A 26,421-nucleotide genomic window follows, 5' to 3' on the forward strand; every position below is an offset into this window, starting at 1 on the left:
TTTTGATTCCATGCTTGATTGTAATTAACACTCTTTATTGTGATGATATATGCCCTCTATTGCCGCTCGTCTGATTCCTGCTTGGTTGCGTCAATACCAGCCGTCTACCTTGCCAACCGACATCATCGCTGGGTTGGTGGTTGGGGTGTTGGTCATTCCGCAAAGCTTAGGTTATGCGGTACTGGCAGGATTGCCGCCCGTCTATGGACTGTATGCTGCCATCGTCCCTGTGATTGTTTATGCTTGGATCGGTTCAAGTAATGTCCAAGCGGTGGGGCCTGTTGCGATTACTGCTATCATGACCGCCAGTAGCTTGCACCCTTATGCCTCACAAGGCGTTCAGCAGTATGCACTCATGGCAAGTTTGCTGTCATTGATGGTAGGCCTCCTATTATGGTTAGCAGGGCGGCTAAAGCTTGGCTGGATCATGCAATTTATCAGTCGCGGCGTGTCAGCGGGCTTTATCAGTGGCGCGGCTGTATTGATTTTTATCAGTCAGCTTAAGTATCTGACCGCTATACCCATCACAGGGAATGGCTTGATTGGTTATTTATCAAGTATGCAAATGTATGCCCGACAGCTGCATCCGCTTACGTTACTGATTGGCGTGATCGCTTTTGCGCTTTTGGTTGCCAATCGTTACGGTAGCAAATGGGTCTGGCAATCTTGGTTGTCCCCATCGCATGCCAAATGGGCAGAGCGCTTATTTCCACTCATCTTGCTCATTATTGCCATCGTTTTGAGTATCGGCTTGCATTGGACAGTACATGGTGTGGCAACGATCGGCAGTATCCCGCATGGGCTACCCACCTTTACTCTGCCTTATGTACCAAACTTCGATGAGGCACTAGATCTACTTCCTAGTGCTGGACTAATGGCGCTGATTATATTTGTTTCAAGCAGCTCGGTCGCGAACAATTACGCACGACTGCGCGGTGAACCTTTTGATGCCAATCGTGAACTGACGGGATTGGGTCTTGCCAATATGGCAGGTGGATTCTTTCAGAGCTTCACAGTCGCTGGCGGATTTTCACGAACTGCCATCAATTCAGACTCAGGTGCGAAAACGCCAGTAGCGAGTTTGGTCACTGTGTTGGTTATGGTTGCTGCCTTGATCGCCTTTAGCAACGCACTGGCACCACTGCCCTATGCTTTATTGGGTGCGACCATCATGGCGTCCATCATCAGCCTGATTGATATGGCAACCTTGCAGGCGGCGTGGCAACGTGACCGCTTAGATGCTGCCAGCTTTACGGCAGCGTTTGTGGGTGTGCTGATATTTGGGCTAAATACTGGATTGGTCATTGGTCTGATGGTATCTTTTGCGAGCTTGATCTGGCAATCAAGCAAACCACACGTCGCCATTGTTGGTCAATTGGCAGGTACAGGGCATTTTCGCAATATCAACCGACACGATGTGATAACTTTTTCAAATCTCCTGATGTTACGTATCGATGAGAGCATATTTTTTGGCAATAGTGAGTCTGTCCACCACCGTGTCGTGCAAGCCACGCGCCAATATCCAAAAGCCCACGAGATTATTCTAATTATGTCTGCGGTCAATCACATTGATTTGACGGGACAAGAGATGCTGATTAGTCTCAATCAAGAGCTATTGAATCAAAACAAGCACTTAAACTTCAGCTTTATTAAAGGGCCTGTGATGGACGTCATCGAGTACACACCCATCATTACTGAGCTTTCAGGGCATGTTTATTTAAGTACGATGGATGCAGTAAATGCACTAAAAGACATTTAATCTTCTTATGGACTTCACAGTTGATTCGATTTGAAAAGGAAGGTTTGTACTGATCTAAGGTTTTTATTTTGGACTAACGATATATGGTTAAATCAACAATAATTATTATTGTGTGTGACAAAATACAGATATGTCAAAAGCTGTGTTATGCTAAATCATAATAAGCTTTGGACAAAAGCGACTTATGAAGATAGTATTTACTTAGTAAAGAGACTGCCTACTTAGAAAAAATACCTAGTCGTTTTTACGAACCAAGCTTTAAAGAATACCCTTGAATCACCTCATTCTATATTCAAACGCCTTTTATTTTACGCGACTGATCTGACTTATGACCGATAATTTAACGATTTACAAGCAAATTTATCCAAGCCAATGTACTAAAATTGCTGAGCTTGGCTATCGCTCTGTGCTCAATATACGCCCTGATGCTGAGACAGAGACACAGCCGAACAGCTGCGACTTCGCTCATGCCACTGAAAAAGCCAATTTGACTTATCACCATCTGCCATTTGATGATGAGCGTTTAAGCATGGCGACTGTAGAGCAGTTCGCGGCCTTCTATCGTGCCATGCCAAAACCTATCTTGATGTTTTGCGGGACAGGTGCACGTGCCAAACTGCTTTATCAAAGTGCGTTGATGCAAGGGCTGATCTAGAGACGGTGACTATTAAAGATGTTGGCTAATAAAAACAGCGACCTCGTTTACTTTCGGTATCTTTAGAAAATTGCTCATTTGGCTTATGCTTGTACGCTGTACTTACAGACTAACCCACCCTTTTTTAATACAAAAAATAACAAGGATCGCTAATGAGCCATAAAGTCAGTTTTACTGGACAAATCACGCCAGACCAAGTACCCATGATCGCCGAAAATGGTTTTAAAACCATCATCAATAACCGTCCAGATGGGGAAGAACCAAACCAGCCGACCAGCGCTGAGATTGAAGCGGCTGCTAAAGAAGCAGGCCTTGCTTATAAAGAAGTGTCTTTTGCTGGTAGCGAGCTGAATCAAAATCACGTCGAAGAGTTTGCTGACTTCTTTAACCAAGCTGAGCAGCCAATGTTGATCTTTTGCCGTACGGGCAATCGCTCGACGGGTATTTATGAGGCGGCAAAACGTATGGATTTACTGGACGACTGATAGTTATCTAAAAAAATCCTATTGCTTAAAAAAACGCCTGTCCAGATTCTGGATGGGCGTTTGCTGTTATAAAGTAGTCAATAACAACGCAACGGTAAATAATTCTATTGAACTGGATAATTTTCAGGCGCTTGATAGCCTTTTTCTGGTTCGTAATTTATTTTGTAGACCTGATTGTTATAGGTCATTTTTTGCGTTCCACTATGGTTATATTCATAGCCGTTAACCGTTATTTTTAGGGGATAAAAACCATTAATAACTGTCGTCTTATCAATACCGAGTTTGGCTTTAATCCATGCACAGTAATCTATACTCTTATCCTTACTACAACCCGATGGTGCGAATGGATTGTTTTCCATAGTCACTTTTGCCGTGATATGACTGTCTATCACCTTCTTTGACTTGGGGTCTGGCGCTAGTAGTACTTATTCAGAAAACGATTGAATATAGTGAGAATCACTATGAATATTAATAAAACCCCACAGATCAGGGCCAACTTGTATCAGCTTCCAATCTTTTAAGCCATGACCAGAGCTACCTGCATTCATTGCAGGATTGGCATACTCAACTTTCCAGCCATCATCTTTTGGCTTTAAGACAAACATGCCGACCAGTCCAGTGTCAGCATGAGAGCCAGAATCATTTCCGCCTTCTTGATGAAAAGAAACATTTCCAATAACTAATATATATAAACGTTTGCCTTGCTTCGTTTGTACTTTTAATTGCCTATCCACTGCAATGCAGTATCTACTTTTTAGGTAGACACCTTCATCAATTGTAGAGCCATTATTAGCAATAATACCTCGATACTGTTTAATCTCATTATATATAGGATAGTATTTATCTAGAATTTCATCAACAGTCGCAGCATAAACGTTATTGATATTCAATATTAACAATATAAAAACTAGATATTTAGCTAAATTGTTCCGTCTAATATTAAAGTAACCATCTTTGATCTTCATTCTCTTGGTTTTCTCATAAGGGCTTATTAATAAACATAAGTCAATTTTTTTAATTTGACAAGCTGTAAATTCTTTTTTCTAAAAAAACCAATTTTCTCCTAAAATAGGTACCGTATTTCTCGTAGCCTCCAAACAAATTTGACGGCATACTACAGCTCTACTCTTACAAAAATATAGGATACGACAATGCAAACCCCTCTCCTTATTATCGGTAATAAAAACTACTCTTCTTGGTCATTGCGGGCTTGGTTACTCTTAAAAGCGTTTGAAATTGAATTTGATGAGCAGCCCATCGAGCTGTTTGCTGCGTCAGCACTACCAATACTTAAAGAGCATGCGCCAACGGGTAAAGTTCCTGTCCTTGTCAGCGGTGAAGGCGATAAAAAAGTGACGGTCTGGGATACGTTAGCGATTGCTATGTATGCCAATAGTTTTTTGACAGACAAAGATATTTGGACAGGAAACCTTAAATCTGAGGTAAATAAGGACGACAATCGTCACAGAATAGACAGCGCCTACTGTCAAAGTATCGTGGCAGAGATGCATTCAGGGATGACAGGTATTCGTAATGAGATGCCAATGAATATTCGAGCAACAGCTAAAATAGAGCCAAGTAAGGCTTGCTTAGCGGATATTGCTCGTATTGAGGCTATCTTTGCTGATTGTTTGAAAGAACGCTCAGCGGGCAACTATCTGTTTGGATCATTTACGGTTGCCGATGCCTTTTTCGCTCCTGTTGTACTCCGACTACAAACTTATGCCACTGCTTCTGGTTTAACATTGCAACCAAAAACGCAGCAGTACTGCGAAACAATGCTCAATAACCCGCACATGAACGCTTGGATTCAAGCGGCTTTACAAGAGACGCGGATTATTGAAGAAGATGAAGCAGGCGAAATTATATCAGTGACAGGCATATTAGCTGGTTAAGCAGTGCTCTGAAACCTTTTAATCAGATAGTAGCGAACGCAAAAAAGCCACCTCAAACGAGGTGGCTTCTTAATCTAAATTAAAACTAAATAACTTACTGCATAACCAAGTATTCAAACGCTGATAATGCTGCTTTTGAACCTTCGCCCATCGCAATGTTTATTTGCTTAAATGGAACCGTGGTTACGTCACCACAAGCAAAGATACCTCTGCGATCTGTGCGGCAGCGCTCATCAATTTCAATCTCACCAAAGCGGTTTAGATCGACAAACCCTTTGATAAATCCAGTATTGGGTACCAAACCGATTTGAACAAACACTCCTGCTAGCTCAAGCTCTTTGGTCTCACTCGTATTACGGTCTTCGTAGACAAGAGAGCTAACTTTATTGTCTGTGGCTTTGATTTCTTTGGTTGCAGCACTGGTGATGATATCAATGTTGGCTTTTTCTTTGGCCTTGTTAATCAATACTTGATCGGCTTTTAAGTCTTCTGCAAACTCAAACACCGTAACATGTTTGACGATACCCGCTAGATCAAGTGCAGCTTCGATACCAGAGTTACCGCCACCCACCACAGCGACTTCTTTGCCCTTAAAGAATGGACCGTCACAGTGCGCACAATACGCCACACCTTTGCCGATATTTTCTTCTTCACCAGGTACACCAAGCTTACGCCATTGGGCACCAGTCGCTAGAATAATACTGCGAGTATTGAAGGTCTCACCCGTATTCAGATGAATACTATAATTTTCGTCTTCAGTCTCGCCAATCTCTTTCACGCTGACGTGTTCTTTAAAGGTAATGTTATATTCGCGCAAGTGTTTTTCAAAGTTGTTAGACAACTCGCTACCCGTGGTCAAAGTCACAGAGATTAAGTTCTCAATATCTTGCGTGTCTTTTACCTGTCCACCGATACGATCAGCAACCATAGTCACTTTTAGGCCTTTACGAGCCGTATAAATGGCAGCAGCTACCCCAGCAGGGCCAGCACCGATAATAGTCACGTCTTGCTGCTCTAATTGCTCAGCATCGTCATCGCTAGCTTCACCTAACAAATCAGGGTACTGCTCTTGCAGTTTTTCAATCAACTTAGCCGTGTCAATTTTACCATTCGCAAACGGTTTGCCATTCAAAAATACGGCTGGTACGCCTTGGATGTTATTGGCATCGACTTGCTCTTGAAACAACGCACCATCGATCATCTCATTACTGATGTCATAATTAAGTAGCGCAAACTGGTTCAATGCTTGCACGACTTCTGGGCAGCTGTGGCAAGACAGTGATACGTAAGTCTGAAACTGTAGTGGCTTATTGAAGCGTTTGATCAGCTTTTGAACGCCTTCATCCAACTTCAATGTATGACCGCCCGCTTGCAATATCGCCAAAATCAATGACGTGAACTCATGACCGCCTGGAATACCACTAAAGACGATACCCGTGTCGGTCAAAGTACCATCGATATGACTACGAACCGCAAAGCTGATCGGACTTGGTAAGCTATCATCGGTCGCTGTGCTGTCAAAATTGATTTTGTCAGTCGTACCCGCAATTTTGGTCAGAAAGTCGATTAACTCGGCACGTTTATTGTGCTCACCACTACCCAATATAAAGGTAATAGGACGAGTCATATTTTCGCTATAGCTTTTTACAGCATCTAATAAACCTTGATCTATCATATTTGTTCCTCATCATTACTGGATATGTAACGGCAACTGTCATGTCGCACGCTTAAATGTGTGTTTGTTAATATTAATAATTTTATTTAAAACAGTATAGGCAATAGCAGAATGCCTTTGAATGTCCCTATTATCATAGGTTCTGAGTGTTTGAGCAAGCTGAGAAACTCAAACCTTATGTTTTATAAAACCAATCATAGGATGTAATATATGATTAAATATAAATTCACATATAGCTTATTACCATAGTATCAAGGGTGTTTTTTCGCTACAATCAAATGAGGTCAATGAAAAAAGGCCCTAATGACCTCATAGCAAATTGACTTTTATGCGTGTTTCTTAAAAGCTTTTTTGTATGAAGTGGTAACTCTACTCAGTTAAATAGATTTTTGACTGAGTAATATCTAAAACTTAATAACACTGCGCGACTGCTTATCGCAAGTTTGCTCCTCATAACAAGGATGACCAGATGAGAAAGACTGAAACCTTTCAAGACAACAAAGAAATCATTGCTGAGCTTAAACAAACAGACAGCCATTTTGCGAGTATTTTCGATGAACATACTCAGCTTGACCAGCAAATCAATCATCTTGAAAAAGATGTGATACAACACGCCAGCCGTGAAGAAGAAATAGAACAGATGAAACGGCGAAAACTCCAACTCAAAGATGAGATTTATCGAGTGATTGAAAAGAATAAACCTCATTCCTTGAGCTAATCACCAACTCTTTTTTCTCATATTTATGACATTAAATAGCCGCTTACGTGGTTCGTTAAATCATTAACTGGCACATAAACGGCTATTTCTATCTTTTATTTACGACTGTTGGCTAAATACTTATCCGCCAATAATCTCACCGCCATTCACGTGAATAACTTGACCCGTGACATAGCTTGCGTCATCGCTTGCCAGATATAAATAAGCAGGTGCGACTTCATTAGGCTGACCTGCGCGTCCCATTGGATTATCTAACCCGAATTTTTCAATCTCATCAGGCGTGAATGATGCCACAATCAATGGCGTCCAAATAGGGCCAGGTGCAACACCATTGACACGAATGCCTTTTTTCTCAGTGGTCAAATTGGTTGCCAATGCACGAGTGAAAGACAAGATCGCCCCTTTAGTCGACGCATAATCCATCAAATAAGCGACGCCGCGATAAGCGGTAATCGACGTGGTATTGATAATACTACTACCCGCCTTCATGTGCGGAAGTGCAAATTTACTTAACCAAAAATGCGGATAGAAATTGGTGTGCATGGTTTTATCGAACTGCTCAGTACTGATATCTGTCAGTGACTCTTGCTCAATCTGCAATGCCGCATTATTCACTAAGATATCAATTTTACCAAATTCAGAAATGGCCTTATCGATGAGATCTTTGCAATTGGATTCTTGCGATAAATCTGAGGCAACTAGCACGCAGCGTTGATCGTAAGATTCGACATGTTGTTTGGTCATGTTGGCATCTTCATCTTCGCATAGGTAGCTGACGACTACATCTGCACCTTCTTTGGCAAACAAGATAGCAACAGCTTGACCAATACCACTGTCAGCACCTGTGATAACAGCGACTTTTCCGGCAAGCTTACCGTTTGGATAATCACGCGGTAGTACTTCAGGACGCGGCTTTTGTTCTTGTTGTGAACCTGGTAACGATTGCTGCTGGTCTTTTGGGAAAGCTTGTTCTGATGATTTATTACTCATAGTAACTCCTTTGTGTTGCATATAATTTTATTGTCTATTGTTATATAAAAACGAATGGGCAAACGCTTCTCTTACTTTGCCGATTTGTTCTTTTTGCTTATTATGGGTCTTAGATGCCTTTATTATTGCCTATTGTTTTAGGCAATAATGGCATTTACGTCAACCTTGCTAACTAGCATAACGGGACTCAGCCAAAAAGCAGATAATCTTACGTGACAGTTTGTGGTGGCGATGTAATCAAAGATGCACTATATAACAGATAGTAACGACTGTTAAAAAATAGAGCGATTCGCGTAAGGCATGGCTTTACTTATATATAAAAACTTATATAAAAAATCAGCCAAAAAAAAGCCCTATCAGCTATTGCCGATAGGGCCTTTATCGTATTTAAATCCAAATCTTACTGGAATAAATACGTAGAGATTGCTTTAAAACACATTTATGCTTAGATTTTACCAACAAGGTCAAGACTTGGCTTTAGTGTATCGCCGCCTTGTTCCCAAGCTGCTGGGCAAACTTCGCCATCGTTTTCACGAACGTATTGTGCTGCTTTTACTTTACGTAGCATGTCTTTTGCACTACGGCCGATGCCGCCAGCATGAATTTCAGCTACTTGGATCAGGCCATCAGGATCTACTAAGAACGTACCGCGCTCAGCCAAACCAGCTTCTTCAATCATGACGTTGAAGCCACGAGTGATTTTACCAGTAGGATCGCCAATCATTGGGTAGTTTACTTTACCGATGGCGTCTGAAGAATCATGCCATGCTTTGTGCGTGAAATGCGTATCGGTTGATACTGAGTATACTTCTACGCCTAAGCCTTTTAGTTCTTCGTAATGGTTTGCCATATCTTCAAGTTCAGTTGGGCAAACAAAAGTAAAATCGGCTGGGTAAAATAGGAAAATTGCCCAGCTGCCTTTTACGTCTTCTGAAGTAATGGTTTTAAATTCACCATTTACATAAGCTTCTGCTGAAAATTCTGGGATTTCTTGATTGATGATAGACGCCATGATTGGCTCCTTTATAGTTAAGTTAATTGGAACGTATTTATATAATTGCTTCTGTTAAGCCTTTAACGTTCTGGGCTACCTGACAAACTATACGCGAATTCTATAGTTAATCCAGTTAAAAGTTTTTAATGTGATGTTTTGTTTTATTAAACTTGTTAAACTATTATCTCTGCTTTTCATCATCAGTGTACTACACGTAAATGACTATTTTATTAAGAACGTCAATAACAAATGACCTAAAAGCAGTACGCTAGATGAATCAGCATAACAAATTGCGTTAAAAACCCATTAATAGAGAGGTTTTATGATTACTTTACGTCAACTTGAGTTTGCCTTAGCCGTGGCCAAGCATCGTCACTTTAAGCGTGCGGCAGAAGACTGCAATATCTCGCAGTCTGCACTGAGCCTAGGTATCGCCGAATTAGAGAAACAATTGGATACCCAGATTTTTGAACGTAATAACAAGCAAGTCTTAATTACCCCTATCGGTGAGGACATTCTGACTCGGGCGCAACGCGTTTTTTCTGAAGTGAATGATTTGACCACGCGCGCGCACAGTCATCAGTCCCCACTTGCCTACCCGATGACGGTTGGCATTATTCCCACCATCGCCCCGTATTTACTGCCTAAAGTGTTACCTGCGCTACGAAAGCACTATCCAGAGTTTCGTATGAGTATCGTTGAGCAGCAAACGGAGCGTCTGCTCGAACAAGTGCGTTATGGTCACATTGACACCGCGATCATTGCCTTACCTTATGCGGTAGATGGATTGCACAGTTTTGAGTTTTGGAATGAGGATTTTTTTGCCGTATTTCCAAAAAATGATGTACACGCCACGTTAGAAACCATCAATGCTGATGAGCTGGCCACTGCCAATCTCATGTTACTGGGCGAAGGCCATTGTCTGACTGACCAAACACTATCCGTCTGTCATTTTGACCGCACGCAGATGAAATCGAGCTTTTCTGATGCCAGTCTTAATACACTGATTCAAATGGCACTTGCCAACATGGGTACGACCTTGGTCCCTGAAATGGCACTGGATCAGTTGCATCTACAAAACCAAAATGCCGTCGCGGTGCCACTAGCAGAAGAAGGTCCGCATCGTCATATTGCTTTTGTCACTCGCCTGAATTACGCACGCGTCGATGATGTCAATTTACTAGGTAAAGTGTTTAAACAAGCTTTTGAAGAGGCTGCTGGTAAAAACTAAAAGTCACTGTGAACAACAGTTTTTCATAAACGATAGTCTTTCATAAATAACAATCTTTCATAAAAAATCAGGTTAATCATGAACGAGTTTTCGCAAATCAGTGCTGAGTTGGGCAATCGTTTTGCTCGGCACTTATCTGCTATCAATAGTGATGTCACGCCAGCAGAAGCAAAAACGCTTTGGCTGGATATCGCTGCTCGTTATAATGAAACCCAGCGCGCTTATCATAGCTTGCGTCATATCGAGCACTTGTTTATAGAATTTGACGAAATTGGCCATTATCTGCACGAACCGCATATCATCGCCTTGGCTTTGTATTACCATGATGTGATATACGATCCGACACGCTCAGACAATGAGTCAAAAAGCGCTGTATATGCGGTAGAAACGTTAAGGCGCTATCTGACTGACAAGCACTGCCACTATATCTACGCGCTTATTATGATGACAGCCACACACCAACTTGATGAGTTAGCCGATCACCAAAAACGCAGCGATGCAGCTTATCTATTGGACATGGATTTAAGTATTTTGGGTGTTCCTTGGACTGACTATGAACGCTACGCGCAAGCCATACGCCAAGAGTACGCGCATGTTTCAATGGTGGATTACCGCATCGGACGAATAACGGTTTTAGAGAAATTATTGGCGCATCCACGAATATATATCACTGAATATTACCATGAGCACTTAGAGATACAGGCTCGAAACAATATTGAACGTGAGATTACGCTTTTACGCGCATCTGAATAAACAACTCATTTCCTTGCCGTGCCGGATGTGAGTTGTGACTAGGCTCCATAATTTCAATCTCAAAATGAGTATCAAAACGCTGCTGATATTCTTCTTTCGTCCCACCAAACGGTGGTTCATCACGTCCAAAGTCTTTATCGAACAGCAAACCTACCAGTCTACCATTAGGCTTGAGCAGTGCCGCCATCTGCTGAACATACTCATCACGGCGCGACGGGTCTATCGCACAAAAAAACGTCTGCTCAAGTACCCAATCAAACTGATATTGCTTAGGCGATAAGTTAAAGAAGTCTGCACAGAGTAAATGCTCCGCTGGAAAGTCAGGATAACGTTTAGCAAACGCTTTAATTGGTGCCAGCGCAAAGTCAACCAACGTTACATTGGTAAACCCTTGCTCATGCAAATAGCCAACCTCGTAAGCATTGCCAGCGCCAGCAACCAAAATGGCTTGATTTTTAGCCGATTCGGGCAGCTGGTCAATATAGGCTTTTAACGGCGGTGACACCTTACCCATATCCCAACCGATACTGTCTTTCTCATAACGCTGCTGCCAAAATTCTGCCTCACTGACGTTTCTCATACGACTTCCTTGTCTTATTGAATGTTATGTTAAACGAGCTACCGCTTATCCACTTTAAAAAAATACAGAGTGCTACTGGGATAAATTTTTCGAAGCCTCTGGCGTGCAAGCACAGCAAGTAAGGGAAATTTATCCCAGTGAAACGTTGTTTTAAATATAACTCTTTTATAGTGGGTTGACTACGTATCTCGTTTAATCTAACTTCCCTGTTTTACCTGCCAGCATATTATGCCAGCGTTGATAGTCCGGCATCGCTGTCGCGACTGTTTGCCAAAATGCGCGGCTGTGATTGGCATGATGCAAATGGCAAAGCTCATGGACGATGACGTATTCGGTACATTCAATTGGATACGCAGGCAGGTAGACGGACAACCAAATTCGGCGCGCCCGAGTGTTACAACTGCCCCAGCGCGTGTGCATTTTTTTTAGGCGTGTCTCATTCGCGGTTACTCCAACGATTGGTTGCCACTTATCAAATAACGCGGGCATGACTTCCAAAAGTTGTTGCCGATAATACGAGATTTTTTCATCATGACTCAACACAAAGGGTTGTGCAATACCCCAAAGCAATAACGGGCTGTCTGCCGTTGAAGATTCGGATGTAGGATATTGTTTGCGCTGATGTTGCTCTAATACTTGTGGATGGTTAGCAATCGCCCATGACACGCGCTTAGCAACCGCTTCCCCGATCTGTGCATTACTGATAAATATCGGTACAGATATCATTAAGGTGTGAGGCTTTAGGCGAAAATTGATGTTTTTGACGCGCTTTTTGGTTATCTTTAACTCAATACCTGCTCTTGCCAAGCGCTGGATAGCACTGTCCAATAAAGATGCATTGTATTCTGGTGATAGATTCATTTTCAAAGCGCTTGCAAGTGATTGTCAAAGGACATCATATGAGGTTGACTGTCTATAAGCACACGCCCAGCACTCGGACTTATATCTGTCATAGGTACATCCGTTATAGATAACGTGGTCAACTGGCCTTGTCCATCACTAACAATAAAACCCGCTTTTTCACCACGCTCATGAGTTTGCTTAGTCTTGCTACTGCTGATGTTTGATAAAATCGATGCCCCTGCGCAATCCGGCAGATTGACTGCATCAATTAAAGTACGGGTGTTTAAATCGAATATGGCTGCACAACCGCCAATCGGTGTAGTCACACATAACTGGTTACGCTCACTATCTACTGCCACGCTGGCGATATACTGATGGAAGCATTGCCACTGATTATTGGGCATAATTAAAGAACGAAAGTCAGTCTCACCGCGTTTATGCGTCAATACCAATGGCACATTGATATGCTTTGCCCCTTGAAACTGAATACCGATCATCACTGTGCCATCATCGTGCATGGCTAAATGACGCACGCTCATCTGACTGTGTTCTGGTGTGATTTGCTCAAGTAACGATCCATTATGACGGTTGAGATAAACCAACGATGGACGCATGGTATCTAGGTTTAGTTCTTCGCGCGATGCTTGTTCAGTCTTGATACCCCCATTAGCGATCACCAAAGTATCACCATCGGGATGCATTATCAGCTCATGCGGACCAATGCCATGTGAATCAAATTCGGCTATCTTTCGATAATGATCGTGAACATCGTAGATACCAATTTTGCCGTCTAAATTTATCGTATCATTCTCAGTCACGTACAGCTTTGTACCATCCAAACTATAACAAGCATGCCCATAAAAATGACGATTGACTGAAGCTTGAATAGCAAACTTCACTTGTCCGGTCCCCGTATCTAATACCCAGAATTTTTCACTGGGACGGCGACCCATTACAACGACATCACGACTTTGGTTGTTACTTTGGTTATTCCTATTTTGGTTATTGTTATCGTAATTAGGCTCGTGTTGAGCATCAGCAACTGGTCGAACAACAATATCATGGACACGTTCAGGCATAGTCGTTTGCCAAACGATTTGTCTATCCGCATCAATACCAACCACTCCAAAATCACTTACGCTAGCATTGTCATTGTCATTTTTTATCAGTGCGATATTTTTTGGTATAGACGCCACACCACTGACCCAACAAACAGGTCGCGCCAGCATAGTGGTGGTATGCAAAGCACTAGAATCAGTAGCGTTACTATCGTACCCTTTGTCTTCTGTCAAATAAGTGCGGTAAGCCTCTCGCCACGCAGCCGCTCCCTGTTGACAAGCGTAGCGCAAGCGCATGAGTGGCAGCTCATGAGCTGATAGCAATGGATGCAACTGAGCGCGCGCACTTGTCACATAATCCTGCAAGCGTGCGTCAGGTTGACGCTGTTTGCGATAACGGTGATGGATACCGACCAGTGCTGCCGTGCCCATTACTGTCAAGGCTGATGTCGCTAGCAGCTCCTGACCTAATGTCCTATTTACTCGTCCGTCTTTTAAGTCAGACGATTGATAGGAATTTTTAGTCAATGACGACACTGTCTTAGCTTTGAGAGTCTGCATGGTTTAATCGCCATCGGTACTGTTAAAGCCTACACGGATACCAAGTGTCGGAATCAATTGACGCTTAATCAAACGCGTGACGGTAGTAAGATGATCATGCAACTCTTGCTGTGTGGCTTTATCTGCCGTGGTTAAATCTTCGGGCATCTGTGCCAATAATGTCGTGGTATCGGCAAGTGCAGTCGATAAACTATCAGCCACGTTGCTTTCGTTATTACTGCCCAAAATAGCGGTTAACACTGGATCGGTCAGCGCTTCATTTAAAGTGGCCAATTTAGCATTAATAATAGCGCGGCTTTGACCAGCAGTTGCGGCTGGCACATGACCTTTGGCCTTGCCTACCAAACCCAAGGGTTGCTCAATAGCGTTCGATTTCATGGTCTCAACCAAGGATAATAAAGAGTTAAACCATTGGTTCAACCCTTGATCGCTTTCAGCTGTTTTATCAATCGCCAATAGTTCAGTTGCATTTTGCTGCCAGTTTTTTTCGATGTCTTTTAGACGTGTGCTCAGCGCACTGCTTGCACTTATCACGTAAGCGCATTGACTTGCATCCAGACTATCATTGGCATATAGCGCTTCTTCCAACCCTGGTACGCCTTGCACAATAGCGCTTTCGTTAGCCAGCTGCTCAGCGGTTAGGCTTGGATTGGCAGCGATAAGCTCAGCAACACCACTGTGTACCAGCCCGCGCTCGTCAGGATAATAGTTGATATACAGATTGCTCATGCTGGCGGTTGCAGGACCAAAGTTAATCATCTCAGCACTCGCCCACGCTTGTGCCAATATGAGCCATTGGTCGCGCAGCGCTTGTAGCTCAGTGCCATCTACTGGTGCTTGCTGACAGTGCTTTTGCGCTAGATCATGCAATACATCACTTTGCTTAGCTGCATCAGCATAAGCAGGAATGACAATATCATTTGCCACATGGGTCAGGTAGGTTTTTTCAGTATCAGCGCTGATATCTACGACCGTCATTTGAATAGCACTATCACCAGTATTTTCTATCGAACTGGCAGAGGCCGCGCTGTCTTGTGCAATTTTTTGGCTGTCCACATCTGGTGCTTTATTTTCATCAGCAGGTTTTACGCAGCTAATAAGAAGGCCAGCACTCAAGGCAGACAAGGCCATCGCTAAAGCATGGTTTATTTTCATAGATTTCTCGGTAATGTTATAAACAACTTGGTAAGGCAAATAATCTTATTACAGTCAGTTCAAAATAAAAGCGTGACGTATAAAAATATGGGGCTGCGATGCATTTTTATAATGACTTCAAAAAAGCATTTAATTCAGCACGTCCTTGTTTATCCAGTTCAAGCACTCTTTTTTGTTGCTTCTCTGCTTCTCCGCCGTGCCACAGCACCGCTTCCATTAAGGTACGCGCGCGGCCATCGTGTAAAAAGGTCGCTTGGGGATCAACAGTTTGGGCAAGACCAATGCCCCACAATGCTGGCGTACGCCACTCATAGGAATTGGCTAAAAATTCAACTTGGAAATCTTTTGATGGCAACTTGCCCGCAATCGTACGGTCGGCAAGATCATCGCCCATATCATGCAACAGCAAATCCGTATAAGGGTAAATCACTTGCCCATGCTGCTCAAGGTGATCGTCGTCAGTTTTAGGCAACTCATATCTTGGCGTGTGGCAATTTTGACAACCCATGTCATAAAATCTTTTTTTACCCGCTAGCACTAGTTTGTCGTCGGCATTGCGGCGATGCGGCACCGCTAAATTACGCGTATAAAAATCCACAAATTTCGCCACTTCATCATTCACTTCAACGGGCGGTTTACCATTGCCTTGCTCATCAGCTCCAGTCGTCGCATTCATGCAAGCAGTTTGCGTTGGCATACATGACTCATGCGGACGGATGTTTGACGTCAGTCCCATATCTTCATTAAAGGCACTTTGGTTTTGGGTAATGAGCTTGGTTTGACCCGCTTTCCAACCAAAGCGTCCGAGCGCATGTTTGCCAGTTTGTGGATCCATTACCCAGTTGAATTTACCACTGATATCGCCATTGTCGCCATTCGTTTTGATGGCTTGCTTTTTGATGGCTTCGTCTGGTATCTGCTCTAGCAGCCCAAGCCCAATCATTGGCAAGGCAACCCGTGGCGACACCATCAGCGCCTCATCAAATGGGCCGTAACCGGGTTTGGTTAAGTTAAAAGTGGGGGCGCGCAATGTTTCGATATGACCATCTGCGAACGTGACTGGTTTATCGCGCCATTGCACGGCAATTCTTGCTTCGGCAGGTACGCCTTGGATACCACGATCTTGCAACTGACCGCCATACATTGGATGGGCGACTTTTTCGATAAGTGAATTCTGCAATTGCTGACGCTGCTCATCGGTGGTCGCTGGCATGGCAAGGCGAATAAGCAAACTGTCGGCATCGTCCTCAGCATTCAGGAGCGCATGACCGCGACCATCTTTTATATGACACGATTGACAAGCGGCGACATTAAACAACGCCCCTAGGCCGTCACGGCTATCCGTACTAGCAGGGGCAACTACCCATGGTTGCCGAAAGAACGCATTACCGATAAAAAAAGAACCTTTACGCGAAGCAGGTAAGTTGGATGAAGGCTTGGAATAACTCTCGGCACTACTAATGCTAAGTCCCGTATCACCGCCCTGCTTAATCTCTTGCGGGTCAAAACGTGCCAACTGCTGCATTGGTACGCCCGCCAGTGCCTCTATGGTTTGGATACGCTCAGGTGCTAATGCTTGGTTTTCTCCGTTCGATAGTGTCTTTTTTTCATTATCGGAGGCATCATCAGACACGCTGTCTGTTGGCTGGCAGGCGCTAAAAAAGAGCGCACAGGCTATGACAAAAGACGCGTGAAGCACGGCAGATTGTTTAGATTTTGAGACAGTCGAAGGATTCATGGAGCGTACCTTAGTACTTTAGTTCTATTGTAGAACCATTAAAATCGCGCGTTATACAACGTATTACTTTTAAGCAGTAAATGACAGCGATACGCTGATCTAACTTGTTTTTCAATATCGTATAAAAAACACGCTGCCAACTGCAGTTGACAACGCGTATATCCTACCCACATTTAAACGGAAGATGACTATTCACGCTTATATCTTTGACCTCAAAACTGTGGCGTTGCAACCGTGCTCTTAAAACTGTGATCCTGCATCAGCATCTAGGTTTTCAATACCGACAGACTTGGCTGCATTTTCAATACCGGCCGTCAGCTCTTGTAAGCTTGTGATAGCATTCTCTATCCAGCTGCGTCGGATATTTTGTTCTTCAGCGGAAATTCCTTGTTTGCTTGCCTGACCTACTGTAGCGATCATCTGATCCACTTTGATGCCTTCTTTTTCACCCTTTTCTACAATTAGGTTAAAGGCCGTTGCTACCTTAGCAAAATCAGCCGCCAACTCATTAGCCGCTTCTTGATTGCCGCTATCAATGAGATAGTTTTTAACGCCATAACCGCCAACGGTTTTGCCAGCGAGCGTCTTGTAGCTACCATTAAAAACATTCTGAATGCCAAGGGCATTATTGGCATAGCTTAGATGTGTCAAGTCGCTAAAACACTCGTGTTCATCTTCAGTAGATCCTGTAACAAACGCAACCTGCATACGCTCAGAAGCTAGCTCGCCTAGTGCCAGACTGCCCATTTGGTACATCACCTGACGCAGACCATTGTCATATTTGCGTGCTATAAGATCGCTACGCAACGTATTCTCACTGTCAGGTCGCCATTCAGCTTCCATCGCTGTTAGATCATTTACTAGTAACTGGACGGCTGCATTTAAGAACTCACCTCGACGCTTACATATATTGGCATCTTCGTTGACTGTTTCACCACTGGTGCATTGACCTGCTTCAGTAGCATAATCGCTCACTGGGCGGTTGCCCGCCCCTTCACCAACACCATTGGTATCTTGTCCCCACAGCATAAACTCGATAGCATGATAGCCAGTCGTCACGTTGGCTTCACTTCCACCAATCTCATTCATTTCTGCTAGTAGTTCAGGTGTGATTGTACTGGTGTCTTGCTTGATACTACCAACCGTAATACTATCACTGTTGATAATGTTGTCTTGACTGCTATACTCACCTTCATACCCATCACTGACATAATCAATCAAAGCTTCATCGAGTGGCCAAGCATTCACTTGTCCCTCCCAGCTGTCTATACTGCCAATTGCTCTCTTATCATTAGGCGAAACAAACCCTTCATCAAAACGAAAAATCTCAGTTTGTGAGTATGGCTGACGCGCCGCTTTATAGGCAGCTTTTGCAGCATCAAGATTTGCTTGAGTAGGCGTTGTTATGTAAGTTTCTACTGCCGCCTGTAGCGCTTTGGCGGTATCTAACGAGTCCTTGTAAGCGGCGTGCGCCATGTTTGCATAGCTGATCACCAGTCTATCAGTGTGAGCCTTATCAGCAGCAGACATCTTTGTAGTATCAGTCGGTTCTGTGTTCTGCACCTCTGTTTGTGTCTCAGCCTGAGTGGCTGTGTCTTCTTCAGCTTGCTTGGTACAACCCGACACCATCAATAACCCTGTCAGTGCAGCAGCTAAAGTAGTTGGTAAAATCTTACGGCGCGTTACTGTGGTAATCGTCATACATATCCTCAAAAAAGACAGCAAAAACAAGTTGGGTTGATAAAGAAAACATCGATAAAGTATAGTGTTATTGATAATCGTTATCAATAAATAATTTCACATAAATGTCATCTTTTGCGATGTCTTTAAACCATGCGCTATTATCGTTAATAAAGTTTCCAGATTCATACAACCTAGCGATATCAATTTGACTGTTAAACGATTCTACCTATAAAACAACGATGCCCTTATCATGAAATCTAGACACAAAAAAAGACCAGCTAATTGCTGATCTTTTTTTTACATATAGCTAATAAGACAGTTATTGTCTGAATAGCAACTATATCAATCTACAGATTAGTTAACACTCTGTGGCGAATTAATAGTTAGCTCAACACGGCGGTTTTGCTGACGACCAGCATCTGTGTTGTTGCTAGCGATTGGGCGTGTTTGACCATAAGCAATTACATTGATACGGTTAGAAGCAACACCTTGAGCGGTTAGGTAGTTAGCCACTGAATAAGCGCGATCACGTGACAGACCCATATTATAAGACGCTGAACCAGTGCTATCTGTATGACCAGCGATGTTTACAGTGGTCTTGTTGTACTGATTCATGGTTTGTGCAAGCTTACTAAGCGTAGGCTTAAACGATGAGTTTAGTGTTGCATCATCAAAGGCAAAAGTAATGCTACCTGGCATAACCAAATCGATGTTACCAGTAGTTGGGTTTTGCTCAACTGATACGCCTGTACCAGCCATTTGTTGCTCAAGCTGCTTGGCTTGACGCTCCATATAGTAACCAACGCCTGCACCCAATGCTGCACCAATAGCCGCATCACGACCAGTTTTATCGCCACCAGTTGCTTTTGAAATAGTTGCGCCACCTGCAGCTCCAACCAATGTACCAAGTGCCGTTTTGTTTAGACGTTGCTGCCCAGTGTTTGGATCTGTAGAACAACCACTAAGAGCCAAACCTGATGCTACTGCTGCAATCATTAATGTATTACGCATAATCATTCCTCTTAAGCTTAAAAGTTATAAATACAATGTTTTTTATAAATATCTGACGTTAATTCCTACTAGGTGCATATATGCACTCATGATTATTATGGCAATAACAATCTAACTCTGTGTAATATTTTGTCACATCTATGTATAAAATGTGCAGATTGGCTTCATGGTCTTTTGACCATTTCTTCTACTCTATGTTTGATATCTTGTTATCACAAGTCACGTTTACACTCGTACACTGTGATTCGTTTCTGCTAAAATCATTTCCTCATATTGTATGATTAATATAAGAAGCATTAGTCACTATAAAGCAGCCTTTATGACCAAAGTGTTGACAAGCAATGAGTGTTTTTAACACCACTGCCCTGTTAACTGTGTGAATATATCTGATGGGTTCAAAAACAGCGACACCAACACTGGATAACTTATATACTAATAAGACTGACCGAAAAGGATCTAGCATGCGATTGACATCTACCATTCAAAAAATACATAAACGCAATCCTAAATTAGGAAGAGCCGTTTCATTGGCGACCGCCACTGGCGTCATTACTGCCAACAGCATCACTTGTAGTATTCCTTTATGGTTAATGGGCGTTGGCAAGATTTTGACTGGCGCATCGATTGCCGATAAATCAGTCATCAAAATCACCGATTATTGGATCAGTAGTAACAATGCTTTGATTGATAATATGTTGCCACGTAAAGACTGGCGTATCCGCTTACCCGATGATGTCCACACGCACGGCAAATATTTGCTGGTCAGTAACCATCAGTCTTGGGTCGATACCAGCATCATGCAGTACATTAGTGAAAAACGTTTGCCGTTAACCCGATTTTTTACCAAGTTCGAGCTGATTTATATTCCTGTGGTTGGGCAAGCTTTTTATTTTCTAGACTTCCCTATGATGCGTCGATACTCTAAAGAAGCGGTGGCAAAAAACCCTGCCTTAAAAGGTAAAGACATTGAGGAAGCAAAGCGCGCCTGTGCACTTTTAAAGAACAAGCCTTTTACCTTGCTGAATTATTTAGAAGGCACGCGCTTCACTAAGACCAAACACGACTTGCAAAAGTCTCCTTATACTCACTTACTAAAACCACGAGCTGGTGGTCTATCACTGGCCATTAACGCGCTAGGCGCAGACATCGATGGTATGTTGGATATGACCATTGTTTATCCAGATGGTGTACCAACTTATGGTGATTTGTGGAAAGGAAACATTAAGCGTTTGGGCGTTGATGTTAGACACATTAAAATACCTGATGACTTGTTTACTGGCATTCAAAATGGGGGCTACGAAAACGATGAGGCAATCAAAGCGCAAATGTTTGAGTGGGTTGAACAAATATGGCGCGAAAAGGATCAGCTGATTACAGACATGTTGGCTGAGTTTGAAGCGGACCCTAAGCCCTAACTAAATGAATCTAAAAAGCGGCTGCATAAGGATAGCGGCAGCTGCATTGCCATAATTAGCGTAAGTAGTGATTTTATTTAAAGTAAGCCGTACCCTGAATCACAGTACTTATTGGGGCGCTTATCCAATGCTGTATTCTAACTTGCCACTGCGATTTAAATCATAACTTTTAGGCGATTGGTGATCATGCATAATTATAATAAAAGATGGGTTGTTTTCTAGCCCTATTCATTGATAATGTGAAGAGTCATAGCCCTATGACTTTTTGACTATCATTTACGAGATAGTGATGCATGTATTTATGCCGCTATTTTTTGTGCCATTTATCCTCTATAAGGTTCATCTGTGTCCGCCTCTACTACTAGTCCGCAGTTAGACTCGACATCAATACCGCATCAGTCGCCTCGTCTATCAGATGATAAGCCATTACGTCCTGATCGTCCAAAGCCCAGTCGTTTAAAACTTACTTATGATATCGCGATGATCATCGCCATCAGTATTGATCTGCTATTGATTAGTATCGATGCTATTTTGATGAGTAACTTTAGTTATAGCGCTGCAGCATGGTTGACTGTTGGCGATACACTCAGTTGGTATCGAGATACTTTACATGATCCGTTGCGTACTGCTGGTGGGTTTTTCACGTTATTTTTGATTTTTGAGCTGTTGGTACGCTGGATAATTGCGATCAAACGAAAGGTTTATTACCGTTGGTTCTTTTTTCCTTTTGTACATTGGTATGAGGTATTGGGCTGTTTCCCGCAGCTGCGAGCCTTGCGTTTGTTCCGAGCTGTGGTCATCGGACGACGCTTATATCAACTCGGTTACCAAGTGCTGCCGCAGCCTTGGATCAATCGTATCAAATTCTATATTAATTTACTGCTAGAAGAGCTGTCCGACCGAGTCATACTGACCACCATTCAAAACTTTCGGCAGCAACTGACTGATCCCAATACGCACAAATCATTTATCGAATCTACGATTGCTCGTAACCGTGATGAGATTGAAGCGGCATTGTTGTCTATACTACGTCAGGAGCTGGCGCCCAAACTACAAGAGCTGACAGCCTCATCAAGTGGCGGTGACGTGTTAGCCACTGAGATGGGTAATGCCATTAAAGAAGGGTTGGCAAATACCCCTGAATTACGGCGCTATCTGCGCATGATACCCATTGCTGGTACACTGATTGAATCGCAACTACAACACGTCGGCCACAATATAGGCGAAAACGTCGTTTACGCATTAAATAAACGTCTTCTCGACCCTGAGCGCCTCGACGCATTGATGGTAGCTATCGCCAGTGGCGTGGCAAAAATAGATACGGATAATATCGCGCTCAATGCTTTAATTTCGAGTATCATTGATGACAGTTTGACTGAATTTGAAGCCCAAGTAAAAGTACAGCACTGGAAACATCAGGACATGCTTAATCTATAATTAATTCTGACAGTATCGCTCGACAATAAAACCAACAATATGTCTCGACAATAAAAATACTACCGTAGATGCAGCGACAAGATTATCTTTTGAGGATTTATATATGACCATTTCAAACAACGACAATCAAGCTTCAGGCGCTGTACCAGCATTGGCGTTTTATGGGAAAATGCTGACCTTTTCACGCTTGCAGTTTAGTACGAATGATTTGGGCGTGATTGACACTGAGCTTGCCAAAACGCTAAGTAACAAATCTAGCAATATTCCTATTCTTATCGATAGCGAGGTTGAACAAGACTTGTCCGCCTTGGTAGAACTGTTATGGTCATGGGGTCTACAGCCCATCGGCATCGTTACAGGGACATTGGATGAACAAGCACGCGCACAGCGCTTGGCAATATTTCCTGCCGATGGCAAACGTATCGAACGTATTTTACCTAGCAAAAAAGTCCCTACTCAAGTTAGTAGCTCCTCAGAAAATAAAAGCGCTGATTCAGACAGTAGTAACGATGTTGCTATTAACGAGACTGCTAGCAATGCTACTGATACAGCCAGCGAGAATGCAACTGAAACGACGATTTCTACTGTTACAGCAGAGACATTAGTAAGCGCTGAGCATATTACCAGCCTTATTTATGATCAAATGCTACGCTCAGGACAAAGCCTTAATCATGTGGGTGGCGACTTAATCTTGACCAATAGCGTGAATAGCGGCGCTGAAGCCATCACTGATAATAGCTTGCATATTTATGGCCGCGCTCAAGGTCGATTGGTAGCAGGCGCCACAGGTGATAAAGACGCTCGTATTTTCTGTCAGGTGTTTAACCCATCCCTAGTGTCAGTTGCTGGTACTTATTGCTTAAGAGACAACCTGCCTGAGCATGTGATTGATAAGTCTGTACAAGTCAGATTCATAGAAGGCGAAGGTTTGGTTTTCACTGTAATGGATGACGCTTAGACTACTGACTTTTGAAAAATTTGAACAGTCAGCCAAAAATTGTGCCTAAATGATATTTAAATCGCTGTTTCAATATTATAGTAAGTTTATTTAACAAAAATGTTCTATGATGAATCTCTGGCTCTGCCACTATTTGCAGGGTCCGTAAGCGTCTATTTTATTATTCAAAAAATGTAGTATCAGCGCGCAAATTTAAGCCATAAAGCCTTGCAGATTGTCTATAAGCTGTTTTTTGGCTTTAGTATAGACTCGCTATAAATTTCTATTTATTTATGCTAGGCTAGCTCGCAGGTAGCGCATATGTAGTATGTCTAATTATGTTTATGTAATGACATAGCGTTTGAGTAATATTAAATTGCGCTATTCATATAAAAGATATCCCATTGATTCATAGGAGTGTGCCATTGTGGCGAAGATAGTTGTAATCACTTCAGGTAAAGGCGGTGTGGGCAAAACCACAACAAGTGCCTCTTTTGCTGCTGGTTTGGCGTTGCGTGGCTATAAGACAGTCGTTATCGATTTTGATGTAGGTCTACGTAATCTAGACTTGATCATGGGTTGTGAGAACCGAATTGTTTATGATTTTGTTGATGTAATCACTGGTAGTGCCCGCTTGTCACAAGCACTTGTCAAAGACAAACAGCTTGAAAACTTGTATATCCTTCCTGCCAGTCAAACGCGTGATAAAGACGCACTGACAGATGAGGGTGTGGCAGAGGTCATGGCTGAGCTGTCTAAACAGTTCGACTATATTATCTGCGACTCGCCCGCTGGTATCGAGCGCGGTGCGCAGTTAGCGATGTATCATGCTGATGAGGCGATCATCGTCACCAATCCTGAGATTTCTTCAGTACGTGACTCGGATCGTATTATTGGTATCTTGCAAAGCCAAACTAAAAAAGTCGAAGAAAATCAAGGTTCTGTACGTGAGCACTTGGTCATCACTCGTTATAATGCCGAACGGGCTGCTGCCAACGAGATGATGGACATTGATACGATTTCTAATGATATCCTCAAGGTTCCGTTACTGGGTGTGGTTCCTGAAAGCCATTCAGTTCTTGAAGCGTCTAACCATGGTGAGCCAGTTATTCATTATACCGACTCTGTCGCTGGTCAATGTTATGATGACATTGTCGCCCGTTTCTTAGGCGAAGAACGTCCACTACGTCATATTGACGTGAAGAAAAAGAGTCTATTACAGCGCTGGTTTGGGGGTTAATGATGTCTAAGAAAAAAGGATTTTGGAGTAGCTTATTTGGTACTGATGACAATAGTAGCGCCGGTAGTGCCAATTTGGCTACTGAACGTCTCAAGGTTATCGTTGCTAGCGAAAATCGCTTAAACAATCGCTTAACTGCTGATCGTATCGAAAAAATGAAGCGTGAAATACTAGAAGTGGTCAACAAGTATGTCAATGGCGTACAGATAGATGATGTCAATATCAATCATCGTTCTGAGGACAGCTTAGATGTATTAGAGATGAATATCAGTTTGCCTGAGCACAAAAAGTAAGCGTATAAAAGTTAAGTCTAATAGTTAACGCTTTTATGACACCAATAAAAAAGCCCTAGTTATCATAATTAGGGCTTTTTTTGATATATTTTTTGATTGATCACACTGATTACATTGTCCTTATCAATCAGTCGTATGCAATGATTATTTCATACGTGCTATTAAATTGTCTTTTTTGACAAATTGATGATATAAAGCTGCACCAATATGAATAAGGGTGAATGCTATAATGGTAGGCCAAATAATATTGGTATGTAAATCATTAAAAAAGCGCGCCATATCTCTATCTGGCGTGACAAATACAGGGATTTGAAACAGACCAAAAATATCTACTGGTCGACCGCCGTATACTGACATCAATAGACCTGCCATCGGCATGGCGATCAATAAAGCGTATAGCCCAAAATGTGTCAAGTGGGCAAGTAATATCTGCCACTTAGGCATTGGCATAGATGGGGGCGCTTTTGTAAGCACACGATTAATCACTCGCGCTATCATCCAAAACAACACACTAATGCCGAACGACTTGTGCAATCCGATATAAAGACTGTTATCAAGATTCTCGTACAACAGTATCATCGTCCAAGTAACCAGTAATAAAACTGCACTGATCCAGTGAAAAATACGACTACTGACTGGCCATTTTGATAAGTTTGAAACTGTATTCCTCATGAGCTGTCCTATTACCCTCATCCATAGTTGTCTATCATCAATGTTGCAAGCCAAGCAGCCATTCATTCAACCGTTAAAACTATCAACGTGACTATGTCATAACCGTTATCAACAAGACTCACTCAGACATGAATGGAAAACTAGCTGTCTAAGTCAATTAACTGATACGCAATGTTATCTAAGTCTGGCACCAGATAGACGGTGTCTTCAATCATAACGGCTTGGAAAAGATAGGATAGCACAACGTTTTCGTCGAGGGGTATGACAGTTTCGTCGTTGTCAGTATTAATAAAAGATTTGGGAAGCTCAACGTCTTTAACTTCAGCAATACGAGCCTGTAATTGACGTAGCTCGCCTGCCGTCTGTAACGCTAATCGATGGTCTGCGGTATTACCCTCTAATACAATCATTTTATTGGGCGCTTGATCTTCTGGAAGCAGATGAAACACGACCACTTCTTGTTGCTGCCAAGCATAGGTTGAAGTACGCTCGTCGTAGTCATCCACACCTAAAATCAAACTGCTAGGAATGAGCCAATCGGGCTGGTTAAATGCTGGAACGATTGTCACATCAAGCATACCGTTATTAGTAGTCAGTAAGCTCACTGCCTCAAACGAATGTTTTAAAATTTGTTTCATACATC

The 26,421-nt window shown here is 42.7% G+C and carries 26 protein-coding genes; 12 read left to right on the top strand and 14 right to left on the bottom strand.

Annotation, left to right across the window (positions count from 1 at the left end):
• Positions 1-49 precede the first annotated feature (49 nt).
• The 3 genes from ACT3TH_RS04105 (at position 50) to ACT3TH_RS04115 (ending at position 2,899) form a co-directional block, all read left to right on the top strand.
• Complete coding sequence (locus tag ACT3TH_RS04105) at positions 50-1,759, top strand: SulP family inorganic anion transporter (protein ID WP_444754580.1); 1,710 nt, start codon at positions 50-52, stop codon at positions 1,757-1,759.
• Between the two features lie 328 nt (positions 1,760-2,087).
• A complete protein-coding gene (locus ACT3TH_RS04110) occupies positions 2,088-2,414 on the top strand; it encodes a beta-lactamase hydrolase domain-containing protein (RefSeq protein ID WP_444754581.1) in 327 nt (108 codons plus the stop codon).
• A gap of 152 nt (positions 2,415-2,566) precedes the next feature.
• Positions 2,567-2,899: a TIGR01244 family sulfur transferase gene (locus ACT3TH_RS04115; protein WP_444754582.1), complete on the top strand. Its 333-nt coding sequence runs from the start codon at positions 2,567-2,569 to the stop codon at positions 2,897-2,899.
• A gap of 104 nt (positions 2,900-3,003) precedes the next feature.
• Here ACT3TH_RS04115 and ACT3TH_RS04120 read toward each other — a convergent pair whose 3' ends face one another.
• Positions 3,004-3,258: a hypothetical protein gene (locus ACT3TH_RS04120; protein WP_444754583.1), complete on the bottom strand. Its 255-nt coding sequence runs from the start codon at positions 3,256-3,258 to the stop codon at positions 3,004-3,006.
• A gap of 66 nt (positions 3,259-3,324) precedes the next feature.
• On the bottom strand, positions 3,325-3,864 hold the full coding sequence (locus tag ACT3TH_RS04125; protein WP_444754584.1) for a hypothetical protein: 540 nt from the start codon (positions 3,862-3,864) through the stop codon (positions 3,325-3,327).
• A 186-nt stretch (positions 3,865-4,050) separates the two neighbouring features.
• Here ACT3TH_RS04125 and ACT3TH_RS04130 point away from each other — a divergent pair, with 186 nt between their 5' ends.
• Positions 4,051-4,794 carry a glutathione S-transferase family protein gene (locus ACT3TH_RS04130; protein WP_444754585.1) on the top strand — a complete coding sequence of 248 codons (744 nt, stop codon included), beginning with the start codon at positions 4,051-4,053 and terminating at the stop codon, positions 4,792-4,794.
• A 94-nt stretch (positions 4,795-4,888) separates the two neighbouring features.
• On the opposite strand, the gene ahpF is transcribed toward ACT3TH_RS04130, so the two are convergent.
• The gene (gene ahpF, locus ACT3TH_RS04135; RefSeq protein ID WP_444754586.1) at positions 4,889-6,469 is read right to left on the bottom strand and encodes an alkyl hydroperoxide reductase subunit F; all 1,581 of its coding nucleotides are present in this window, start codon (positions 6,467-6,469) and stop codon (positions 4,889-4,891) included.
• A gap of 469 nt (positions 6,470-6,938) precedes the next feature.
• Here ahpF and ACT3TH_RS04140 point away from each other — a divergent pair, with 469 nt between their 5' ends.
• Entirely contained in the window at positions 6,939-7,187 is a 249-nt protein-coding gene (locus tag ACT3TH_RS04140; RefSeq protein WP_444754587.1) for a YdcH family protein, read from the top strand.
• Positions 7,188-7,307: 120 nt separating this feature from the next.
• On the opposite strand, the gene ACT3TH_RS04145 is transcribed toward ACT3TH_RS04140, so the two are convergent.
• Both ACT3TH_RS04145 and ahpC read right to left on the bottom strand, forming a co-directional pair.
• Positions 7,308-8,177 (bottom strand): SDR family oxidoreductase, encoded by an 870-nt coding sequence (locus ACT3TH_RS04145; RefSeq protein ID WP_444754588.1) that lies wholly within the window; start codon positions 8,175-8,177, stop codon positions 7,308-7,310.
• Positions 8,178-8,622: 445 nt separating this feature from the next.
• Entirely contained in the window at positions 8,623-9,189 is a 567-nt protein-coding gene (gene ahpC, locus ACT3TH_RS04150) for an alkyl hydroperoxide reductase subunit C (protein WP_444754589.1), read from the bottom strand.
• A 304-nt stretch (positions 9,190-9,493) separates the two neighbouring features.
• Between ahpC and ACT3TH_RS04155 the strand changes: the two genes are divergently transcribed.
• Positions 9,494-10,402 carry a hydrogen peroxide-inducible genes activator gene (locus tag ACT3TH_RS04155; RefSeq protein ID WP_444754590.1) on the top strand — a complete coding sequence of 303 codons (909 nt, stop codon included), beginning with the start codon at positions 9,494-9,496 and terminating at the stop codon, positions 10,400-10,402.
• 78 nt (positions 10,403-10,480) lie between these two features.
• A complete protein-coding gene (locus ACT3TH_RS04160; RefSeq protein ID WP_444754591.1) occupies positions 10,481-11,155 on the top strand; it encodes an HD domain-containing protein in 675 nt (224 codons plus the stop codon).
• On the opposite strand, the gene ACT3TH_RS04165 is transcribed toward ACT3TH_RS04160, so the two are convergent.
• The 7 genes from ACT3TH_RS04165 to ACT3TH_RS04195 all read right to left on the bottom strand — a co-directional run bounded on the left by ACT3TH_RS04165 (position 11,130) and on the right by ACT3TH_RS04195 (position 19,784).
• A complete protein-coding gene (locus tag ACT3TH_RS04165) occupies positions 11,130-11,735 on the bottom strand; it encodes a methyltransferase domain-containing protein (RefSeq protein ID WP_444754592.1) in 606 nt (201 codons plus the stop codon). The genes ACT3TH_RS04160 and ACT3TH_RS04165 overlap by 26 nt on opposite strands.
• Before the next feature lie 192 nt (positions 11,736-11,927).
• Positions 11,928-12,596 carry a M48 family metallopeptidase gene (locus ACT3TH_RS04170; RefSeq protein ID WP_444754593.1) on the bottom strand — a complete coding sequence of 223 codons (669 nt, stop codon included), beginning with the start codon at positions 12,594-12,596 and terminating at the stop codon, positions 11,928-11,930.
• Between the two features lie 2 nt (positions 12,597-12,598).
• On the bottom strand, positions 12,599-14,197 hold the full coding sequence (locus ACT3TH_RS04175) for a DUF1513 domain-containing protein (RefSeq protein ID WP_444754594.1): 1,599 nt from the start codon (positions 14,195-14,197) through the stop codon (positions 12,599-12,601).
• Positions 14,198-14,200: 3 nt separating this feature from the next.
• Positions 14,201-15,352: an imelysin family protein gene (locus ACT3TH_RS04180; protein ID WP_444754595.1), complete on the bottom strand. Its 1,152-nt coding sequence runs from the start codon at positions 15,350-15,352 to the stop codon at positions 14,201-14,203.
• 106 nt (positions 15,353-15,458) lie between these two features.
• A complete protein-coding gene (locus tag ACT3TH_RS04185) occupies positions 15,459-17,090 on the bottom strand; it encodes a di-heme oxidoreductase family protein (protein ID WP_444754596.1) in 1,632 nt (543 codons plus the stop codon).
• A 240-nt stretch (positions 17,091-17,330) separates the two neighbouring features.
• Positions 17,331-18,791 carry an imelysin family protein gene (locus tag ACT3TH_RS04190; protein ID WP_444754597.1) on the bottom strand — a complete coding sequence of 487 codons (1,461 nt, stop codon included), beginning with the start codon at positions 18,789-18,791 and terminating at the stop codon, positions 17,331-17,333.
• 336 nt (positions 18,792-19,127) lie between these two features.
• On the bottom strand, positions 19,128-19,784 hold the full coding sequence (locus ACT3TH_RS04195) for an OmpA family protein (RefSeq protein WP_444754598.1): 657 nt from the start codon (positions 19,782-19,784) through the stop codon (positions 19,128-19,130).
• Between the two features lie 461 nt (positions 19,785-20,245).
• On the opposite strand from ACT3TH_RS04195, the gene ACT3TH_RS04200 reads away from it, so the two are divergent.
• The 5 genes from ACT3TH_RS04200 to minE all read left to right on the top strand — a co-directional run bounded on the left by ACT3TH_RS04200 (position 20,246) and on the right by minE (position 25,106).
• Complete coding sequence (locus tag ACT3TH_RS04200; RefSeq protein WP_444754599.1) at positions 20,246-21,199, top strand: acyltransferase; 954 nt, start codon at positions 20,246-20,248, stop codon at positions 21,197-21,199.
• Positions 21,200-21,544: 345 nt separating this feature from the next.
• Complete coding sequence (locus ACT3TH_RS04205; protein WP_444754600.1) at positions 21,545-22,636, top strand: hypothetical protein; 1,092 nt, start codon at positions 21,545-21,547, stop codon at positions 22,634-22,636.
• A 103-nt stretch (positions 22,637-22,739) separates the two neighbouring features.
• Positions 22,740-23,594 (top strand): septum site-determining protein MinC, encoded by an 855-nt coding sequence (gene minC / locus ACT3TH_RS04210; RefSeq protein WP_444754601.1) that lies wholly within the window; start codon positions 22,740-22,742, stop codon positions 23,592-23,594.
• A 406-nt stretch (positions 23,595-24,000) separates the two neighbouring features.
• A complete protein-coding gene (gene minD / locus ACT3TH_RS04215) occupies positions 24,001-24,813 on the top strand; it encodes a septum site-determining protein MinD (RefSeq protein WP_444754602.1) in 813 nt (270 codons plus the stop codon).
• Positions 24,814-24,815: 2 nt separating this feature from the next.
• Positions 24,816-25,106 (top strand): cell division topological specificity factor MinE, encoded by a 291-nt coding sequence (gene minE / locus ACT3TH_RS04220; protein ID WP_444754603.1) that lies wholly within the window; start codon positions 24,816-24,818, stop codon positions 25,104-25,106.
• 144 nt (positions 25,107-25,250) lie between these two features.
• Here the strand turns inward: minE and ACT3TH_RS04225 are convergent, their stop codons facing one another.
• Positions 25,251-25,778 carry a cytochrome b gene (locus ACT3TH_RS04225; RefSeq protein ID WP_444754604.1) on the bottom strand — a complete coding sequence of 176 codons (528 nt, stop codon included), beginning with the start codon at positions 25,776-25,778 and terminating at the stop codon, positions 25,251-25,253.
• Positions 25,779-25,918: 140 nt separating this feature from the next.
• The gene (locus ACT3TH_RS04230; RefSeq protein ID WP_444754605.1) at positions 25,919-26,416 is read right to left on the bottom strand and encodes a hypothetical protein; all 498 of its coding nucleotides are present in this window, start codon (positions 26,414-26,416) and stop codon (positions 25,919-25,921) included.
• Between the last annotated feature and the right edge of the window lie 5 nt (positions 26,417-26,421).

It is taken from the genome of Psychrobacter sp. AOP22-C1-C5, assembly GCF_052378885.1.
Taxonomy (GTDB): domain Bacteria; phylum Pseudomonadota; class Gammaproteobacteria; order Pseudomonadales; family Moraxellaceae; genus Psychrobacter.

Coding starts and splice junctions, on each gene's coding strand:
- ACT3TH_RS04195 (WP_444754598.1), bottom strand. CDS start 19,784: ATGCGTAATACATTAATGATTGCAGCAGTAGCATCAGGTTTGGCTCTT.
- minE (WP_444754603.1), top strand. CDS start 24,816: ATGTCTAAGAAAAAAGGATTTTGGAGTAGCTTATTTGGTACTGATGAC.
- minC (WP_444754601.1), top strand. CDS start 22,740: ATGACCATTTCAAACAACGACAATCAAGCTTCAGGCGCTGTACCAGCA.
- ACT3TH_RS04105 (WP_444754580.1), top strand. CDS start 50: ATGCCCTCTATTGCCGCTCGTCTGATTCCTGCTTGGTTGCGTCAATAC.
- ahpF (WP_444754586.1), bottom strand. CDS start 6,469: ATGATAGATCAAGGTTTATTAGATGCTGTAAAAAGCTATAGCGAAAAT.
- ACT3TH_RS04160 (WP_444754591.1), top strand. CDS start 10,481: ATGAACGAGTTTTCGCAAATCAGTGCTGAGTTGGGCAATCGTTTTGCT.
- ACT3TH_RS04145 (WP_444754588.1), bottom strand. CDS start 8,177: ATGAGTAATAAATCATCAGAACAAGCTTTCCCAAAAGACCAGCAGCAA.
- ACT3TH_RS04230 (WP_444754605.1), bottom strand. CDS start 26,416: ATGAAACAAATTTTAAAACATTCGTTTGAGGCAGTGAGCTTACTGACT.
- ACT3TH_RS04155 (WP_444754590.1), top strand. CDS start 9,494: ATGATTACTTTACGTCAACTTGAGTTTGCCTTAGCCGTGGCCAAGCAT.
- ACT3TH_RS04200 (WP_444754599.1), top strand. CDS start 20,246: ATGCGATTGACATCTACCATTCAAAAAATACATAAACGCAATCCTAAA.
- ACT3TH_RS04180 (WP_444754595.1), bottom strand. CDS start 15,352: ATGAAAATAAACCATGCTTTAGCGATGGCCTTGTCTGCCTTGAGTGCT.
- ACT3TH_RS04115 (WP_444754582.1), top strand. CDS start 2,567: ATGAGCCATAAAGTCAGTTTTACTGGACAAATCACGCCAGACCAAGTA.
- ACT3TH_RS04125 (WP_444754584.1), bottom strand. CDS start 3,864: ATGAAGATCAAAGATGGTTACTTTAATATTAGACGGAACAATTTAGCT.
- ACT3TH_RS04120 (WP_444754583.1), bottom strand. CDS start 3,258: ATGGAAAACAATCCATTCGCACCATCGGGTTGTAGTAAGGATAAGAGT.
- ACT3TH_RS04110 (WP_444754581.1), top strand. CDS start 2,088: ATGACCGATAATTTAACGATTTACAAGCAAATTTATCCAAGCCAATGT.
- ACT3TH_RS04130 (WP_444754585.1), top strand. CDS start 4,051: ATGCAAACCCCTCTCCTTATTATCGGTAATAAAAACTACTCTTCTTGG.
- ACT3TH_RS04185 (WP_444754596.1), bottom strand. CDS start 17,090: ATGAATCCTTCGACTGTCTCAAAATCTAAACAATCTGCCGTGCTTCAC.
- ACT3TH_RS04140 (WP_444754587.1), top strand. CDS start 6,939: ATGAGAAAGACTGAAACCTTTCAAGACAACAAAGAAATCATTGCTGAG.
- ACT3TH_RS04165 (WP_444754592.1), bottom strand. CDS start 11,735: ATGAGAAACGTCAGTGAGGCAGAATTTTGGCAGCAGCGTTATGAGAAA.
- ACT3TH_RS04190 (WP_444754597.1), bottom strand. CDS start 18,791: ATGACGATTACCACAGTAACGCGCCGTAAGATTTTACCAACTACTTTA.
- ACT3TH_RS04170 (WP_444754593.1), bottom strand. CDS start 12,596: ATGAATCTATCACCAGAATACAATGCATCTTTATTGGACAGTGCTATC.
- ACT3TH_RS04175 (WP_444754594.1), bottom strand. CDS start 14,197: ATGCAGACTCTCAAAGCTAAGACAGTGTCGTCATTGACTAAAAATTCC.
- ahpC (WP_444754589.1), bottom strand. CDS start 9,189: ATGGCGTCTATCATCAATCAAGAAATCCCAGAATTTTCAGCAGAAGCT.
- ACT3TH_RS04225 (WP_444754604.1), bottom strand. CDS start 25,778: ATGAGGAATACAGTTTCAAACTTATCAAAATGGCCAGTCAGTAGTCGT.